Source organism: Pseudomonas sp. HN8-3 (assembly GCF_020790195.1).
Taxonomy (GTDB): domain Bacteria; phylum Pseudomonadota; class Gammaproteobacteria; order Pseudomonadales; family Pseudomonadaceae; genus Aquipseudomonas; species Aquipseudomonas synxantha_A.
The window spans coordinates 4,995,616-5,013,509 of record NZ_CP086206.1 but is presented as its reverse complement, the minus strand read 5'-3'; the positions used below and the strand labels follow the sequence as shown (position 1 = coordinate 5,013,509).

Here is a 17,894-nt window from a genome sequence, read left to right as displayed (position 1 = left end):
ATAACCGGGCCGCAATGCCCGGTTTTCCTTACCAACAAGCTTGCAGCGATGGGCCGTGACTGATGCCAGTCACGGTTCGTTGTTGTCCCCCTCCGGTTTGACAACAGTCAGGTGACTTGCAGTGAGGCATAAGAGTTTGGCCAACCAACTGTCTGCCACGGTTCTGGCAGTCGCAATGATCGCGCCAGGGATTGAGCCGGTCATGGCCACGTCGCTTTTCGACGATGAAGAACCCGTCAACATCATCAGCCCCAGCAACCTGGGCACGAATTTACCGGGAGGGCCAGCGGGCGTCAGCGCACCGGTGGCACCCCAGCGCAACATACCGAGCAACCTCGACCTCATGCGCGCCATTCAGTTGGCCGTAGAGTGGCACCCGGCGATTGCCGAGGCGATCGGCCAGCTGTACCAACAAAACGAGAACGTGAACATCGCCCGGTCCGGGTATTACCCGCAAGTCAGCGGTGGCTTCAATTCGGGCTATGACAGCGGCTTGAGTGGCAATGGCCAAAGCCGAGCGTTTTCGTTGTCGGCGTCGCAGATGCTTTATGACTTCGGCAAGGTTTCCAGCTCAGTGGACAGCGCACTGGCGCGGGTCAGCGGCAGCCAGGCGGCGATCTTGTTGTCGATTGACCAAGTGGCCCGCGACACCTCGTTTGCAATGATCGAACTGCAACGCTCGCAACGTTTGGTGACTGTGGCCCGCGAGCAGATCGAGGGGATTTCGGCGATTGCCGAACTGGCCAAAAAACGCAGCGATATGGGCGCCAGCACCCGTTCCGATTTGATCCAGGCCCGTTCGCGGGTCGAGGCGTCAATGGCCACCCAAATGCAGTTCACCGCGCAATTCAACCGCTGGCGCAGCGCCTTGAGCAGTTTGCTGGGGGCCCAGTCGCCGGTGAACGTGGCCAGCGGCTTTCCTGCCAGCCTGGAACAGTCCTGCGTGGGCGTGGTGCCCGATGCCGCCGTCACCCCGACGTTGCTGATCGCCCAGGCCCAGCGGGTCGATGCCTTGGCACTGATTGCACAGGCGCGTGCCGAAGCCTTGCCCACGGTGTCGCTGGACCCGTCCATCACGCACTACCTGGACAACAACGATGAAAGCAACCTGCCCGGCGGCCGCGATCGCACCCGCTACGGCGTGTTTCTCAACGTGAAGATGCCGCTGTACCAGGGCGGCGCAATCACCGCGCGCAAAACCGCGGCGCAGCAGGCGCTGCGCTCGGCCGAGGCGGCCAACGACGCCGCACGGCTTGCGGTTCGCCAGGGTTTGCTCGAAGCCCGCGACCAGATATCAAGCTTGTCGCAACGTCTGTCGACCCTGGATTTTCGTGAGCGCAGCATCTCCGAAACCCGTGACCTTTATCGCCAGCAATACCTTGAGCTGGGCACGCGTCCGTTACTCGACTTGCTCAATGCCGAGCAGGAAATCCACCAGGCGCGCATGGATCGGGAAAACACGGCGGCAGACCTGCGTCGCCTGAATATCGATTGCCTCTACAACACGGGCGGGCTTCGCACGGCGTTCCATTTGGACAACAGCACCCTGCAGGGTGTGGAGATTCGGCCATGAATGAAGCCGTGAAACTGGATGACGACTTGAGTGCAGCGCCCCTACAGCACACACCGCCGCCGACCTTTGATTACGAGGTATGGCTGGAAGCAATTCTTGGAGTGGCCCGCCATTACCGCCTGGAGTGTTCAGCGCAAAGCGTGCGCCTGGCAGCCCAATGGACTGACAGCGCGTCGGTGGAAGACGTGGTGCGGCGTATGGCGCGTCAGGCCGGGTTGAATTGCGTGATCGGCGACTTTAGCGCCTCGACCCTGATGCAGCGCCAGTTGCCGCTGGTGGTGCAGTTTGCGGATGGGCAGGTCGGTGTGCTGGAGCTCATCGGTGAGGATGACAGCATCGGCATCGCCTACAGCGGTGATGGCGGTTTGCAAAGCCGTCTGGGCCGCCGCGAATTGCTTGAGCAGGCACGCAAGACGGTGATTTTGCGGCCAATGCGCGCGGTGCGCGACACTCGCGTCGATGATTACATCAAGCCGTACCAAAAGAACTGGTTCAGTGCCATCGTGCTGCGCGACCTGCGGCCGTATGGCTATGTGATGCTGGCGTCCCTGGTCACCAGCGTACTCGGCCTCGCCGGGGTGCTCTTTTCGATGCAGGTGTACGACCGCGTTATTCCCGCCGAGTCCATGCCCACCCTGTATGTGCTGTTCGGCGGCGTGATGTTGGCGCTGGTCTTTGATTTCATCATGCGCATCACCCGCGTGCGCATCACTGACATGCTCGGCAAACGCGCCGACCTGCGCGTCTCGGACCTGGTGTTCGGGCACGCCATCCGCCTGCGCAACAGCGCCCGACCCAAGTCCACCGGTTCGTTCATTTCCCAACTCAAGGAATTGGAACAACTGCGTGAACTGATCACCTCAAGCACGGCGACCGCGCTGGCAGACCTGCCGTTTTTCCTGCTGTTTCTGGTGATCTATTGGTTGATCGCCGGTCCGTTGGTCGCTGTGCCCCTGGTGGCCGTGCTGTTTCTGGTGGTGCCGGGCCTGCTGGCGCAGAAAAAACTCGCGGCGTTGGCCACTGAGTCGATGCGCGAAGGCGCGTTGCGCAGCGCGATGCTGGTTGAAACCGTACAAGGCCTCGACGACATCAAGGCCCTGCAAGCCGAGCAGCGTTTTTCGCAGCAATGGAACCATTACAACGCCACTTGTGGCGATGCCAGCCTGCGCCTGCGCCTGCTCACCAATAAGTTGGTGGCATGGAGCAACAACGTCCAGGGCTCGGTGTTTGCCGTGGTCGTCGTATTCGGGGCGCCCATGGTCATGGCCAGCGATATGACCACCGGCAGCCTGGTGGCCGCCTCGATCCTGGCCTCGCGCATGATGGCGCCGATGTCGCAGATCACTCAGGTACTCACGCGCTGGCAGCAGGCCAAGGTGGCATTGCAGAGTTTGAACCGCATCATGGAATTGCCGGTGGACCACGCTGAAGGCAGCAAGCGCGTGCATTTACCGCTGGTGCGCGGTCACTATGTGCTCAAACAGGCGGCCTTCCAGTATTGCGACGAAGCGCCGGTGCCGGCGTTATTGGTGGCGGATCTGCAGATCCAGCCGGGCGAGCGCATCGCCATTCTCGGCCGTAACGGCGCGGGCAAATCGACCTTGCTGCAGGCCCTGGCCGGGATGCTCGACCTCAAGAGCGGCAACATCAGCCTCGACGGGGTTGCCCTGGGCCACCTCGACCCGGCGGACGTGCGCCGGGATGTGGGGTTGATGACGCAAAACTCGCGTCTGTTCCACGGCACCCTGCGTGACAACCTGATCATGGGGGCGCCGCATGCATCGGATGAGGAAATCCTCCAGGCCCTGGCGGTAACCGGCGCCGCCGACTTCATCGGCAAATTCGCCGACGGCATGGACCACCTGATCCTCGAAGGCGGCCTAGGCCTCTCTGGCGGCCAGCGCCAATCGTTGCTCTTGTCACGCTTGATCATTCGCCAACCGCATATTGTCTTGCTCGACGAGCCCACCGCGTCCCTGGATGAAGCTACCGAGCGCCAATTGATTCAGAACCTGGATCGCTGGGCGGCCCATCGCACGCTGATCATCGCCACCCACCGCATGAGTGTATTGAGCCTGGTCAACCGCATCATTGTGGTCGACAACGGCCAGGTCATCGTCGATGACAGCAAGGACAACGCCATTGCACGGCTATCCAGACCCAAGGGGAAAAACCAGTGAAAACCCATGCGCTGAAAACAATCCCCCTGCTTGCCAGTGAAGACGAACACATCGGCCGCCCCCACGCGGGCGTGGATGACAGTACGGTGCTGCGCGCTACACGGGTGGTGGCGTGGGTGGCCGTCATGCTTGTCGCGTTTGGCGCCTGGGCCTACGTGTTTGAAGTGGACGAGGTGTCCACCGGCAGCGGCAAGGTCATTCCCACCTCCCGCGAGCAGATCATTCAGTCCCTGGAAGGCGGGATCGTCACGGAGCTGAATGTGGGGGAGGGCGATATCGTCAAACAGGGGCAGGTCCTGGCCAGGCTTGATCCGACCAAGACCGAATCCAACTTCGATGAAAGCGCTTCCAAGTACCGTGCGTCCCTGGCCAGCGTGGCGCGGTTGCAGGCGGAAGTGAACGGCAAACCGTTGGCATTCCCGGCGGAGCTGTCACGTTACCCGGCGCTGATCAGCGCTGAAACCGATCTGTTCAACACCCGGCGCAAAGGCCTTGAGGAATCCCTGGCCGGTGTACGCTCTTCCCTGGGGCTGGTGCGCAGTGAGCTGGAGATTACCGAAAACCTGGCCAAGGTTGGGGCTGCCAGCAATGTCGAGGTGCTGCGCCTCAAGCGCCAGAAGGCCGAGCTGGAATTGAAACTCAGCCAGGCGCGCTCCGATTACCTGGTGCGCGCCGGTGAGGACCTGGCCAAGGTCAACGCGGATGTCCAGACGCTGTTGTCGGTGATGCGCGGGCGTTCGGATTCGGTAACCCGCCTGACCTTGCGCTCGCCGGTGCGCGGTATCGTCAAGGATATCGAGGTCACGACCATCGGCGGCGTCATCCCTCCCAATGGGCGGCTGATGCAGATTGTGCCGCTGGATGAACAGCTGCTGATCGAGGCGCGAGTCTCGCCCAGGGACATTGCCTTCATCCATCCCGACCAGATGGCCAAGGTCAAGATCACGGCCTATGACTATGCCATTTACGGCGGCATGGACGGTAAGGTAGTGACCATTTCGCCGGACACCATTCAGGACGAAGTCAAACCGGAAGTTTTTTACTATCGGGTGTTTATCCGCACCGATGCCGACACCTTGAAAAACAAGGCCGGCAAGACGTTCTCGATCGTGCCCGGCATGATCGCCTCGGTAGACATCAAGACCGGTCAGAAAACCGTGCTCGACTACCTGATCAAACCGATGAACCGGGCACGCGAAGCGTTGCGAGAACGCTAGGGAGGCAGGATGGGTAGAACGTTCGGCATCGGTGTGCTGTTGGGCCTGACGATGGCCTGTACGTCTTGGGTGCAGGCGTTCGATGAGGCGACGACCCCGCTGCGCTGGAATGCGCCCGCCGACCGCGGCACCTGCACTGAGCCGGGTTCGGCGCTGTGGGTCGAAATTGCCCGAGGCGATGCGTGCATTCGTTACTTCGCTGGCGGCGCCCTGGAGCGTGCGCCCGTGGTGATTGTGATGTTCCACGGTGATCGCACGAGCGAGATGCATCGTGCGCCGCAGGCGATTGCCGGCAACACCCTGGCCGCCAAAGTCAGCCAGGCCACGATGCTTACCAAGCGCGCGGGTGTGCCCCTGGTGATCGTAGCGCGCCCCGGCACCTACGGTTCCAGCGGCAACCACGGGCAACGGCGTCAGGCGCAGGAGTTCATTGCGCTCAATGGGGCGCTGGATCAGTTGCGCGAGCGCTATGGCATTGGGCAGTTCGTGTTGCTCGGGCACAGTGGCGGCGCTACGGTTGCCGCTGCACTGTTGACGCTGGGCCGTACCGACGTGAAATGCGCGGTGATGACCTCCGGTGCTTTCTCGCTGGTGCAGCGGGCGCAGATGATCCGCCAGAGCAAGGGCCTGCCTTCAAGGCCTGGGCGTGACACCAATGGGTTGCTGCACCCTTATGATCCGGCCCGGCACATCGATGGCATTGCCGTCGCACCCGCACGGCAGTTGTATGTGATTGGCAGCCCGGACGATCAAGTCGCACCGTTCGCCCTGCAGGAAGCTTTCTTCCAGGCACTGATGCGGGCCGGGCACCAGGCGCATTTGATCAAGGCGCTGGGCGTGCCGACGGCCTTTCACCAGTTGCGCCATGACATCGGGCTGAAGACGGCGGCGCAGTGCGCGGGCTAGACCGGCACCGCCTGTTCGCGTGAGGTCAACCAATCACACAGCTGCGACAACCCCGTCCCGCCCGAGCTCTTGACCATGACCCAATCGCCAGGCTGAAACCACGGTTGCGGGTCGTTCGCCAGTGCCTGGTTCAGCGCCTTGGCATTCTCGAACCATTGCACTGGCAGCTCGTCACGCAACGACAGGTACAGCGCGTGCATCAACGGGCCGCACAGCACCACATGCCGTGGCGCCACAGCCCGCAAAGGCTCGGCCATCTCAAGGTGATAACGTTGGGCGTCGGCCCCGAGTTCGAGCATATCCCCCAGCACCAGCACACGGTGCTGCGGTGGGGCAGGCAGATCGGTCATTGAGCGCAGCGCGGCACTCATCGAGCCAGGGTTGGCGTTGTAGGCATCGTTGATCAGTTGGAAATGGCCGCCTGTGCAGGTAATTGACAGGGTATTGCCGCGGCCTTCGACGGGCATGAACGCGCCCAGGGTTTCCAGCGCCTGCTCGACCGCAAGCCCGCGTGCAGACAGGGCCGCTAGTACTCCCAACGCGTTGATTACCATATGCCTGCCGCGCGCCTTCAGACTGAAATTCAAGGGTTGCCCGGCAAGGAGTGCGTTGACGTTTACTTGATGGACTTCACTGTTCCAATCCAGCAAGCGCAGGTCCGCTTCGGGGTGTTCGCCGAAGCTGATCACGTGCAAGTGGGCCACCTCGGCGGCTTCGGCGAACAGCTCGTAGTAAGGCATATCGCGACAGAGTACCGCGTGACCACCCGGGGCCATGGAGGCGAATATTGCGCTTTTTTTGCGCGCCAGGTTTTCCAGGGTTCCGTGATACTCCAAGTGCGCCGGTGCGATGCCGGTGACGACGGCGATCTGCGGGCGAACCAGCGCCGAGTTGATCGGCATACGCCCAACGGCCATTTCCAGTACCCAGAATTCTGCCGGCTCAGTCATGCTCGCCAGGTTCCAGGCAATGCCATGGGGCAGGTTGGCGTTGGCTTCGGTCTGGCCCACGTTGCCCCAGGGTTTCAACGCCTGGGCAAGCATTGCCACCACAGTGGTCTTGCCGAAACTGCCGGTCACGCCAAACACTGTTCCACTGAAGTGCTGCCGGGCGTGACGGCCCATCTGCAACATGGCCTCGCTGGTGTCGGCAACCTGCAATACCGGCAGCCCACTGCTCAGGTAGGGGGTGGGGTCTACACACAGGAAGGCTGACGGTCGACGTTCGGGTTTGGCCTGGGCCCAGCGTTGCGCCGATTGCGCTTCATTGGGGCCGACCCGGCTGGGATGGCGACTGAGGATCCGCTGCGGCTTGAAGAACTGCATGGAGGGCGTCAGCCCCGTTGCGCGCCAGCCGGGCGGCGGTGGGGTTGCCCACGTGCCCTGGGTGACTTGCGCCAGGGTATCTGCGTTCCAGGCTCGATCCACGCCGGTTGCGGCCTGGACCCAACTGACCTGAGGGGCACCATCAAGCAGATAACGGTGGTAAGCGATTAACCCGGAAAGATAGTGTTCTACATCGTCGATCCGTACCCGGAACGCGTGATGACGAATAAAGAAGGCCCCGGCGATGCGCGCCGGGTTGGCAAAATACATCGCCAGTTCCGGCCAGAAATAGCCATTGAGCAGGTAGCGCGCGCGATGATGCAGCGCGCGGTAGAACGCGTGCAGATCAATCTCTTCAAGCAGGTGGCGCAGTGATGGTTGCTGGGCGATGCGTGTCAGCATCTGCTGCGCTGCCATCATCAACTCCAGCAACGTCGGAAAGGTGGTGATGCGTTGCTGGACGAACCCCAGATAGCCGGCGACGTTGTTCAGGCCAAAGCGAAAATATTTTTCGTCAGGTCGGTAGCGGGTCAGTTCGTTCACGCAGTAGCTGAGCCAATGGTCATGCTCGCGCCAGTGCTCTTTCTCGATGAAATAGTCGAAGGCTTTTTCCACCACGGCCAGCCAGCGCTCGTTGCGGGTCAGCCCATAGAGACGGATCAACCCGAAAGCGGCCTCGCCATCGTAGTAGATAATCCTGAAGGGCTCTTTGACACTCAGGTCATGGGCATGCAAAACGTGCGCAAACGCCCCGCTGACAGGATCCTGCATCCAGGCCATGCCGTTGGCGAGGGCTTCAAGAAGCGGCAGGTAACGGCGAGTGCCGGTGACTTCGCTGTACTTGACCAGTGCCAGCAGGCACACCGCATTGCCGCCCAGCTTGATCTCGTTGTCGGTGTCGATGAGAAACGCCGCCACGCTGCCATTGGGCAGCAACGAGGGCCTGATCAGTACCTCGGCGAGGTGAGTCAGCGAGCGCTCGATCGCTGCCTTGAGCTGTTCATCGCCGGTCAGTGCCCAGGCCTCGATCATCGAGTAAGTGGTGCTTGCGTGGCGTAGCGTGTTGTAGTTTTTGATGGTTCGGTCAAAGCAGGGGAAGTAGCCGTAGATAAATTGCCCGCTGTCTTGCACCTGCGTGCTCAGGTAGCTGGATGCGCTGTTTATACACGCCCGAACATCATCAGGTGCGAGCGCTCCCAGGGCACGCCAGCCGGTTTGCGGCCCGCTGCTGTTAAGGGGGTGGGCGACGCCATCTTCGGCGCAGAACACTCCGATGGTGTTGAAGGTGAACACGCGGGTTTCGGGGGCAAGCGCTGCCACGATGGCTGCGGCCTGTGAGCCGCTGAACCGCCGCTTGGCATAGGTGACGAAGTTATTGGTGTTGAAGGTCGCGTGGGCAATGTCGCTGCCGCCGTACAGGATGGCATTGGCATTCAATTCCTGTTCGGTGATTGCCAGCTGCATATCGGCATCGAATGCAAGGCCGTGCCTGAAGTAATTGCGCTTGTGGCGCCTGAGGCGTTCACTGAGCTTTTCCCAGGTTATTGGCGTCACGTTGAACGCACGTTCGACGCGGATCCATGAACGATCGGTTTTATCAGTCCCTTGGCGTGCAGCGTGGGAGCAGAGACGTTCGAATTCAAGCTCACCCAATTGCCAGGCAGTTTCGAAGTTGTCAGCGGTAATATGAAAAACCACCGCACGGTAGGTACTATCACTTATTGAAAAAAATAAAGTGCAGGTGTGCGGGGCGTCTGTTGAGACAGTCAGCTCGTTAGCGTGTTTGCTCAAAAGAGTGTAGCAAGCGAGCAGTTGCTGTTTCACAGGCGAAACTCTCCATGCATCATAACTTGCCGACGATTATTATTAATTGACGCTGGGTACGTCAAGAAATGCAAACTTTCTCGCAGCAGAAGTTATTGTCCGTACGTAGGCTGATGTTCGAATTTATATATCAGGAATACATCGAAGAGTCTTCCTTTGCAGGCTCTCGGACAGGTGAAGCCACGAGGTTTTCGTGCTGTTGGAGGTGATCGCGAATCAGTTTGCGAATGACCTGAGAGATAGTAAGGTCAACGTCGTTGGACAAGGACTCCAGCCGTTGTTTGGTCGGCGCGTCGATGAGGATGGTCAGGCGCGTAGTTTTATCAGGCATTTTTCTAGTCCTTTTACATACAAAAGCGCGGTCTCAACTGCCGCGGGCAGCAAGTGATACGAGAAGTGTTGAAGGCTTAGAGCCGTGCAGTCAATACACCGGGATTCTAATTCAACTCTCCTGGCATTTTCTACAGAAGGTGATTGAAGGTTCAGATAATGTGAGCTTCTGCACCTTTTACCTATATCCCTATTATCATGCGATTGTAATCCAATGAGCCTGAATACTAACAAGGCTGCAATGAAATTATACGAAGCAGGCGCAGCTGTCAAAATTAATACTATCTATAACTAAAGTAGTGTATGGGCGCGCTGATAATGTAGGCAGGCGACTTTTTTTCATTATGCCGGTTTTTTTTGGAGTGTTTCGCCGAAAAATACAACTCGAAAAAACGGCTGTTGTTTGTTTTTACTTTTTGTGGTTTGGGGGGGGCAGCGGGGCAGTTGGCACGACGCCGGGGCGTTGAAGCAAAAAGGGCCAGGGTGACCCTTTTTCAGGTGGCGGGATCAAGCAAAAACGAAGTACTTGCGCACGGTCTCCACTACTTCCCAGGTACCTTTCATGCCTGGCTCCACCACGAAGATATCCCCAGCGCGCAGATGGATCGGCGCCATCCCTTCAGGCGTGATCACGCAGTAGCCTTCCTGGAAATGGCAGTATTCCCACTTCACGTATTCCACGTACCACTTGCCCGGTGTGCAGATCCAGGTGCCCATGATCTTGCTGCCGTCTTCGCTGGTGTAAGCGTTGAGGTTGACGGTGTGCGGGTCGCCTTCAAGCTTTTCCCATTTGCAGGCATCCAGGACCGGCAGTGGGTGGGTGTCGCGCAGTACGGTGATGGGCTTGGACATGATGACTCCGAGGCAGGGAAGGGAAAGCTCAACCCTAAGGCCTTGGGCGCTGCGCCAGTGGTCTGAACTCGACATCGGGATGTCCAGAAGCGCAGGCCATGTGATGAACTGGAAATCACCCCCATCCCTGTGGGAGCCGGGCTTGCCCGCGATAGCGGAGTGTCAGGCAATGAAGAGGCTGGCTGCGCCATCGTCATCGCGGGCAAGCCCGGCTCCCACAAGGGGCATGTCTAAACGAAAGATTTGTGCAGTAACTGACCATTTCCTCGCAGTAAGTGCGAAATATTTCCCATCTCACGCCAGAATTCGCAAGAAAATTCAGAGCTGGCCCTCGTATCATTCACCCCAGTACCCAGTGAGAGCCTTGCAATGAACCCAATAAAAACGTGGTGGGATATCAGCCCGCCCTTGAGCACGGCGACCCCGACCTGGCCGGGCGATACGCCGTTCCAGGAAGAGCGCGTGTGGCAGTTCGGCCCGGAGTGTCCGGTAAATGTGGGCCGCGTAACCCTGTCGCCGCACACCGGTGCCCATGTGGATGCACCGCTGCATTACAGCGCCGATGGCGCGCCGATTGGCGAGGTTTCGCTGGATGTGTACATGGGCCCGTGCCGGGTATTGCATTGCCTGGGCAGCGGCGCGTTGGTGCAGCCGCATCAGTTGCAAGGGCGTGTGGATAACCTGCCGGAGCGCGTGCTATTGCGTACTTATCCACAAGCGCCACTGACTGAATGGGATTCGAATTTCACTGCCATCGCCCCGCAAACCATTGAGCTGCTCGCCGGCCTGGGTGTGCGCCTGATCGGTATCGATACGCCGTCCCTGGACCCGCAACAATCCAAGACCATGGATTCCCACAACGCCGTGGCGCGCCATGGCATGGCGATCCTCGAAGGCATCGTGCTCGATGAAGTGCCGGAGGGCGACTATGAACTGATCGCGCTGCCGCTACGTTTTGCCCATCTCGATGCCAGCCCGGTCCGCGCCATTCTCCGCCCGCTCAAGGAGCCCACGCGATGAGCCAATGTCCTTTCTCAGCTGATTACCAACCGCCGGAAGAATGGCATAACGCCGAACTGAATTTTTCCGAGTCCATGAGCTATGGCGATTACCTGGACCTGGGCAAAGTCCTCAGCGCCCAGCACCCGCTTTCTCCAGACCACAACGAAATGCTCTTCATCATCCAGCACCAGACCTCGGAGCTGTGGATGAAGCTGATGCTTCACGAACTCAAGGCTGCCCGCGAACATGTGCGCCTGGGTGAGCTGCCACCAGCGTTCAAGATGCTGGCGCGGGTGTCGCGGATCTTCGATCAACTGGTACACGCCTGGGCCGTGCTGGCGACCATGACGCCGTCGGAGTACAAGGCGATTCGCCCGTTCCTGGGGCAGTCGTCGGGGTTTCAGTCGTTCCAGTACCGTGAGATCGAATTCATCCTGGGCAACAAAAGCCCGGCGCTGCTGCGGCCCCATGCTCATCGCCCGGATTTGCTGCAGCAATTGCAGGTAGCGATTGCCACGCCGTCGCTGTATGACGAGGCGGTCAACCTGATGGTCAAGGCCGGACTGGCAATTGACCCTCAGCGCGCCGAGCGCGACCCGACGGCGGCCACAGTGCATGACGACTCCGTGGAGGCGGCGTGGCGCGAGGTGTATCGCGACCCGAATCGGTACTGGGACCTGTATCAGTTGGCCGAGAAGTTTATCGACCTGGAAGATTCGTTCCGCCAATGGCGCTTCCGGCATGTCACCACGGTGGAGCGCATCATCGGCTTCCAGCCGGGTACCGGCGGCACCGAAGGCGTGGGTTACCTGCGCAAGATGCTCGACACGGTGCTGTTCCCTGAACTCTGGCGAGTACGTTCCACGCTCTAAACAAAAAAGCCCCGGATCTCCGGGGCTTTTCATTTGGAATGCAGCTAAAAATGTGGGAGGGAGCAAGCCCCCTCCCACAGAGTTTACTGGGTTACTGCAACTTTCCCGTTTCTGATCCGAAACCGATAGGCGATGTAGATAATTCCCACCCACACCGGCATCGCATACACCGACTCGCGAATCCCCGGAATCGCCAGCATCACGCCAATGATCATCACCATGAACGCCAGGCACAGGTAGTTGCTGAACGGGAACCAGAAGGTCTTGAACGACGGTGTCACGCCTTGCTCGCCCATGGCCTTGCGGAACTTGATGTGGGTCAGGCTGATCAGCGCCCAGTTGATCATCAACGAAGCAACCACCAGCGCGAACAGCAACTCCAGCGCACTGTGCGGCGCGACGTAGTTGACCACCACGCACAGCATCGTCACTAACGCCGAAATCGCCAGGGCCCGCAGCGGCACGCCTTGTTTGTTGAGCTTCATCAGCGCCTTGGGCGCGTCACCCTGCTCGGCCAGGCCGAACAACATGCGGCTGTTGCAGTACACGCCGCTGTTGTACACCGACAACGCCGCGGTCAGCACCACGAAGTTGAGGATGTGGGCGGCGGTGTCGTTGCCGATCAGCGAGAAGATCTGCACAAACGGGCTGCCGCTGTAGGCATCGCCCGACGCGCCGAGGGTTTGCAGCAATTGATCCCACGGGTACAGCGACAACAGCACGGTCAGTGCGCCGACGTAGAAAATCAGGATGCGGTACACCACCTGGTTGATCGCTTTGGGGATGACCTTGCGCGGTTCGCTGGCTTCGGCGGCGGTGATGCCGACCAGTTCCAGGCCGCCGAACGAAAACATGATAAAGGCCATGGACATCAGCAGCCCCATGCCGCCATTGGGGAAGAACCCGCCGTGGCTCCACAGGTTGCTGACCGACGCTTGCGGGCCGCCAGTGCCGCTGAACAGCAGGTAGCAGCCGAGCACGATCATGCCGACAATCGCCACCACCTTGATGATCGCAAACCAGAACTCGGCTTCACCGAAGAACTTCACGTTCAGGGTGTTGATCAGGTTCACCGCAACAAAGAACACCAGCGCGCTGACCCAGGTTGGAATCTCCGGCCACCAGAACTGGATGTACTTGCCCACCGCGGTTAACTCGGCCATGCCCACCAGCACGTAGAGCACCCAGTAGTTCCAACCCGCCAGAAAACCCGCGTAGCCGCCCCAGTATTTGTGCGCGAAGTGGCTGAAGGAGCCGGCCACCGGCTCTTCGACGATCATCTCGCCGAGCTGGCGCATGATCAGGAACGCGATAAAGCCGGCCACCGCATAGCCCAGGATCATCGACGGCCCCGCCGACTTGAGTACCCCGGCCGAGCCGAGGAACAAGCCTGTACCAATCGCGCCTCCCAAGGCGATCAGCTGAATGTGCCGGTTCTTCAGGCCACGCTTGAGGCCCACCGGGTTAACCATGTCATCCGCCATTAACATTCCCTTCTACTTGTTTTTCTCAAGGGTGATTGCACGCCGCATCGGCCCCTCAGAACTGCTGAGGGTCAGATATTACTCTGCGTAAACTTTTCGTAATACAGCTGAACGCCATCAAGTGCCTGATCCACCAGCCATTGTTGAATGGATTCGACCATTGGAGGGGGGCCGCACACGTACATATCCGCCGATCTGTCCCGCAATTCGGCCAGGTCAAAATGTTCGGTGAGGTAGCCGCGCTTGCCGGGCCATTCGGATAAAGCATCGCTGAGTACTTCGGTGTAGCGAAAGCCCGGGATTGTCCTCGCGTAGTCCTGGATACGCGCCGCTTCGCATAAATCCTCGGCACCGCGCACGCCGTAGTAGAGGTGCACCGGTTGCGAGCAGCCGTTGGCCGCCAGTTCATCGAGCATACCCAGCAACGCCGACAACCCGGTACCACCCGCCACCAGCACCAGCGGCCGGGTGACATGCCGGAGGTAGAACGCCCCCAATGGCGCCTCCAGCAGCATCGCGTCGCCCGCCTGGCAGCGTTCGCGCAGGTAGTTGCTCATCACCCCATCCGGCAGCAGGCGCACTAGGAACTGCAGTTGGTTACCCGGCCGATTGGCGAAGGAGTAGGAGCGCCAACTGTCGGTGCCGGGCACCGCGACACGAGCGTACTGGCCGGGCAGGAAATCCAGTGGCTGGTCCAGTTGCACCTGCAAGATCGCCGTACTGGTGGAGACCTGCTGCACGTCGCTCACCGTACCGCGTACCTGCACTGGCCCGGATGCATTGCACAGGCTTGAATCGAAGTCGAAGTAGAAGGTGGCGTCGGACTGCACCCGAGTCTGGCAACTGAGCATCTTGCGTTGCTGCAGGTCGAGGCTCGAGAGCGCTTCTTCGTCGACATAGTCCTGGGTGTACTCGCCGGATTCGCAACGCCCCTGGCAAGTGCCGCACACGCCTTCGCGGCAATCGAGCGGGATCTTGATACCGTTGCGCAGGGCTGCATCCAACAGGATTTCATTGGCGCCCACCGGGAAGAACAGGGTCTTGCCATCGGCAAAGCTGAAGGCCACTTTGTGATTCATAGGAAAAACTCCCGGTGCCTATAGGTGATAGAAATCCAGCACCGAGTTGATGGTGTCGTTGAGCAGCAAGGCGTGCTTGCGCATGATCAGCCAGCTGTCGCCCGCAGGCTTCAGGTGGTACGTGGCATGCCCGTAGAACTGCTCGGACGTGGCCAGGCGATAGAACAACGTGTGCCAGTTCAAGCGCACCTCCAACGTGCCGTCAGCCTGCTCCGAAATGCGCAGGTTATTGATCAGGTGCAGGGTGCGCGGCATTGGCGTCGCCGAGGCTGCCTTGCCGGTGCGCAGGCGGAACACGCGGTCTTCCAGGCCCGAACGGTTGGCGTAGTAGATCAACGACATCTCACGTTTTGGGTCTTTGGTGTAGACGTGTTCCGAGTCCCATTGCGGCAAATGGAATTCGCTCTGGGGGTCGAACAACTGCACGTAGGCGTCCCAGTCCTGGGCGTCGCACAGTTCGGATTTACGGTAAAAAAACTGCTCGACCCGGTACTGCAATTGCGCATTCATCACTTCACCTCCCGCAGGCTCAGGGCCCGCTGGTCCAAACCCTTGAGCAGAAACTGTTGCCAATTGCGGTGCTGGTTGACGTACAAGCCTTCGTGGGTGAATTCAGTGCCGGTCATGGCCGGTTGAATGCCGATGGCTTCACTGTTAGGCGTGGGTCCGGTCTCCCAGCGGTGGCTGCCCCGTGATATATCGCTCCAGCGTTCCAGGCGGCCCTGGAAACCGCGCTGGGCTTCGCGAAACTCCACCAGGTCGTCCGGCGTGCCCATGCCCGAGACGTTGAAGAAATCTTCGAACTGGCGAATGCGGTTTTCGCGATCCGCGTCGGACTCACCCTTGACCCCCAGGCATTGGCTGATGATCTCGGTCTTGTTCCAGGCCACTGGGCGGATGATGCGCAGCTGCGAACTGATCTGGTCGAGAAAGAACAGGCTAGGGTAGATGTTCAGGTTGCGCAGGCGGTGCATCATCCATTCGGCCTTTTGCTGGCCATGTTCGGCCACCAGGCGCGGCATGATGGTGGCGTAGCCGGAACGTACGCTGGGGTTGGGCATGTCGCTGAACAACACACTGTGGCCGTTATTGAAGGCGAACCAGCCGTCATCGGTATTCGCGTCGCCGGCGCCGAGCTTGCTGTAGTCCAGCGTTGTGCTTGCGCCTGCGCCGTTCTCGGTATTGACCTGCTGGCGATGCTGCACCGTGGCCACGTAGTTGTAGTGCACGGTGCTGACGTGATAACCGTCCAGCCCGTTTTCGTTTTGCAGCTTCCAGTTGCCGTCGTAGGTGTAGGCCGACTTGCCCGGCAGCACTTCCAGCTCACCGGTCGCCGATTGCGCGACCATCATGTCGAAGAACACTTTGGCGTCGCCGAGGAAATCTTCCAGGCTGTTGGTGCCGTTTACGTCGAGGCTGATAAAGACAAAGCCTTTGTAGCTGTCGATGCGCGCCTTTTTCAGGCCGCGGGTGGCTTTATCAAACCCTTCCGGGTATTCCCCCGGCGCCTTGACCTTGACCAGCCGGCCATCGCTTTTGTAGCACCAGGCGTGGAACGGGCAGGTAAAGGTGGACTGGTTGCCCTTGCCCACCCGGGTGAGGGTGGTGCCGCGGTGCTGGCAGGCATTGATCAACGCGTTGAGCCGGCCTTCGCCGTCGCGGGTGATGATCATCGGCTGGCGCCCGGCACGCATCGTCACGAAGTCGTGGTTATTGGCCAGTTCGCTTTCGTGACAGGCATAGATCCAGTTTTTCTCGAAGATCAGTTCCATCTCCAGGTCGAACAACTCGGGTTCGGTGAACATGTCGCGGGCGATGCGGAACACTTCATCTGCCGGGCGAAAGTCCAGGCAGCTTTCGATAAAGGTTTTCCACTGCTCGACGGTTCTTGCACCACTCATGGGAGGCACCTTTTGATAATGGCTAAAACGGGTGAGCCATTAAGGCGCTGCAGAAGGGCGGTGGGCTATCCGCTTAATGGGGGAAGATGGGCCGCAAAGTTGGGCAGCAAATACTCAACACGGTGCGGCGCGGTGACGCAATGGGCTACTGTCATTGCAGGTGACGGTCGCAGAAAACCTGAATTTATCCACATAGTCGACGGTTGCTATCCACGTGGTTGCAACGGCGCCGACGTGGCTTGGAACTTGCTGTCGATGTTCAACGATGCGCCGCCAGAGCGCGCAAACGCCTAACCGCCGTGGGTGCAGCCCGATGAGTAGCCAGACACACGATATTCATATTCAACGCTTTGACCTCGAAGGTGCCCGCAGCTGGATGTCCGGCATCTGCGGGCCCCATCGCCTGGCGACGGCTACCCCCGAGCGCCTGCGATTTCATCACAGCGCCAACGTGTTCAAGTCCCGCGCCACCACCCTGGGTGTGATTGAGTACGGCACCGACGTGACTATCGACATCGAAGACGCCGAGCATTTCAGCAGCTACAGCCTGAGCCTGCCGTTGGTGGGCGAACAGGAGCTGAGCAAGAACGGTGAACGCCTCAGTTCCAACCGCGACCAGGGCGTGATCATTTCACCCAACGAGCACCAGGTGCTGGCGATTTCCGGTGACTGTCGCAAGTTGCAGGTGGTGATCACCCGTACGGCGATGAGCGAGTCGCTGGAAGGTTTGCTGCAACGGCCCATTGATGCGCCGCTGCGCTTTGAATCGGTGATGGATGCCGTGGACGGCGCCCCGGCTTCGTGGTGGCGCATGGCGCGATACTTCATCGCCGAACTGGAATGCAGCAGCGAGTTGTACGAGCAGGCCGCATTTACCCGGGACCTGGAAAGCTCGCTGATCAAAGGGCTGATCCTGGCCCAGCCGAATAACTATTCTGAAGAATTGCGCGAGGTGTTGGGGGTAAAACTGCCGCACTACCTGATTCGTGCGCGCCAGTACATCCACGACAACGCCCGTGAAGCGCTGCACCTGGAAGACCTGGAAGCGGCGGCCGGGGTGTCGCGGTTCAAGCTGTTCGATGCGTTTCGCAAGTACTTCGCCTTGTCGCCCATGGCGTATCTGAAGAAGCATCGGTTGGGGGCGGTGCGTCAGGAAATTCTTGAACAGGGCTCGGTGCGTACTATCTCTGAAATTGCCTTGGGTTGGGGCTTTACTCACCTGGGGCGGTTTTCGGCGGAGTACCGCAAGTTGTTTGATGAGTCGCCCAGTCAGACACAGCAGCGCAAGCGCATGCGCATTACTTGAACCTGATGAAGATCAAAATGTGGGAGGGGGCTTGCTCCCGATA

14 protein-coding genes are annotated in these 17,894 nt (G+C 59.8%); 7 read left to right on the top strand and 7 right to left on the bottom strand.

The window, feature by feature from the left end:
- The first annotated feature begins 175 nt into the window (after positions 1-175).
- The 4 genes from LJX92_RS22315 to LJX92_RS22300 are packed head-to-tail and all read left to right on the top strand — an operon-like array spanning position 176 to position 5,876.
- Entirely contained in the window at positions 176-1,573 is a 1,398-nt protein-coding gene (locus LJX92_RS22315) for a TolC family outer membrane protein (protein WP_050549390.1), read from the top strand.
- Positions 1,570-3,753, top strand: a complete 2,184-nt coding sequence (locus LJX92_RS22310; protein ID WP_032879484.1) for a type I secretion system permease/ATPase — start codon at positions 1,570-1,572, stop codon at positions 3,751-3,753. Before LJX92_RS22315 ends, LJX92_RS22310 begins: the two co-directional genes overlap by 4 nt.
- Before the next feature lie 50 nt (positions 3,754-3,803).
- The gene (locus LJX92_RS22305) at positions 3,804-4,970 is read left to right on the top strand and encodes an HlyD family efflux transporter periplasmic adaptor subunit (protein ID WP_228309926.1); all 1,167 of its coding nucleotides are present in this window, start codon (positions 3,804-3,806) and stop codon (positions 4,968-4,970) included.
- A gap of 9 nt (positions 4,971-4,979) precedes the next feature.
- Positions 4,980-5,876: an alpha/beta hydrolase family protein gene (locus LJX92_RS22300; protein WP_228308960.1), complete on the top strand. Its 897-nt coding sequence runs from the start codon at positions 4,980-4,982 to the stop codon at positions 5,874-5,876.
- Here LJX92_RS22300 and LJX92_RS22295 read toward each other — a convergent pair.
- From LJX92_RS22295 to LJX92_RS22285, 3 genes are all read right to left on the bottom strand, one after another.
- The gene (locus tag LJX92_RS22295; protein WP_228308959.1) at positions 5,873-8,755 is read right to left on the bottom strand and encodes a UDP-N-acetylmuramoyl-tripeptide--D-alanyl-D-alanine ligase; all 2,883 of its coding nucleotides are present in this window, start codon (positions 8,753-8,755) and stop codon (positions 5,873-5,875) included. The genes LJX92_RS22300 and LJX92_RS22295 overlap by 4 nt on opposite strands.
- A 400-nt stretch (positions 8,756-9,155) precedes the next feature.
- Positions 9,156-9,356, bottom strand: coding sequence for a hypothetical protein (locus tag LJX92_RS22290; RefSeq protein WP_005791371.1), 201 nt, complete (start codon positions 9,354-9,356; stop codon positions 9,156-9,158).
- Positions 9,357-9,862: 506 nt separating this feature from the next.
- Entirely contained in the window at positions 9,863-10,207 is a 345-nt protein-coding gene (locus LJX92_RS22285; RefSeq protein WP_003194115.1) for a cupin domain-containing protein, read from the bottom strand.
- A gap of 369 nt (positions 10,208-10,576) precedes the next feature.
- Between LJX92_RS22285 and kynB the strand changes: the two genes are divergently transcribed.
- Entirely contained in the window at positions 10,577-11,227 is a 651-nt protein-coding gene (gene kynB / locus LJX92_RS22280) for an arylformamidase (RefSeq protein ID WP_005791369.1), read from the top strand.
- Positions 11,224-12,081, top strand: a complete 858-nt coding sequence (gene kynA / locus LJX92_RS22275) for a tryptophan 2,3-dioxygenase (RefSeq protein ID WP_005791367.1) — start codon at positions 11,224-11,226, stop codon at positions 12,079-12,081. The genes kynB and kynA overlap by 4 nt, the downstream gene beginning before the upstream one ends.
- 83 nt (positions 12,082-12,164) lie before the next feature.
- Here the strand turns inward: kynA and LJX92_RS22270 are convergent, their stop codons facing one another.
- The 4 genes from LJX92_RS22270 to antA form a co-directional block, all read right to left on the bottom strand.
- Positions 12,165-13,565, bottom strand: a complete 1,401-nt coding sequence (locus LJX92_RS22270; protein WP_005791366.1) for an amino acid permease — start codon at positions 13,563-13,565, stop codon at positions 12,165-12,167.
- A 71-nt stretch (positions 13,566-13,636) separates the two neighbouring features.
- Positions 13,637-14,644 (bottom strand): anthranilate 1,2-dioxygenase electron transfer component AntC, encoded by a 1,008-nt coding sequence (antC, locus tag LJX92_RS22265; RefSeq protein WP_228308958.1) that lies wholly within the window; start codon positions 14,642-14,644, stop codon positions 13,637-13,639.
- A gap of 18 nt (positions 14,645-14,662) precedes the next feature.
- On the bottom strand, positions 14,663-15,154 hold the full coding sequence (antB, locus tag LJX92_RS22260; protein ID WP_005791362.1) for an anthranilate 1,2-dioxygenase small subunit: 492 nt from the start codon (positions 15,152-15,154) through the stop codon (positions 14,663-14,665).
- The gene (antA, locus tag LJX92_RS22255; protein WP_032879492.1) at positions 15,154-16,545 is read right to left on the bottom strand and encodes an anthranilate 1,2-dioxygenase large subunit; all 1,392 of its coding nucleotides are present in this window, start codon (positions 16,543-16,545) and stop codon (positions 15,154-15,156) included. The genes antB and antA overlap by 1 nt, the downstream gene beginning before the upstream one ends.
- 313 nt (positions 16,546-16,858) lie before the next feature.
- Here antA and LJX92_RS22250 point away from each other — a divergent pair, with 313 nt between their 5' ends.
- Complete coding sequence (locus LJX92_RS22250) at positions 16,859-17,851, top strand: AraC family transcriptional regulator (protein WP_103734932.1); 993 nt, start codon at positions 16,859-16,861, stop codon at positions 17,849-17,851.
- Positions 17,852-17,894 lie beyond the last annotated feature (43 nt).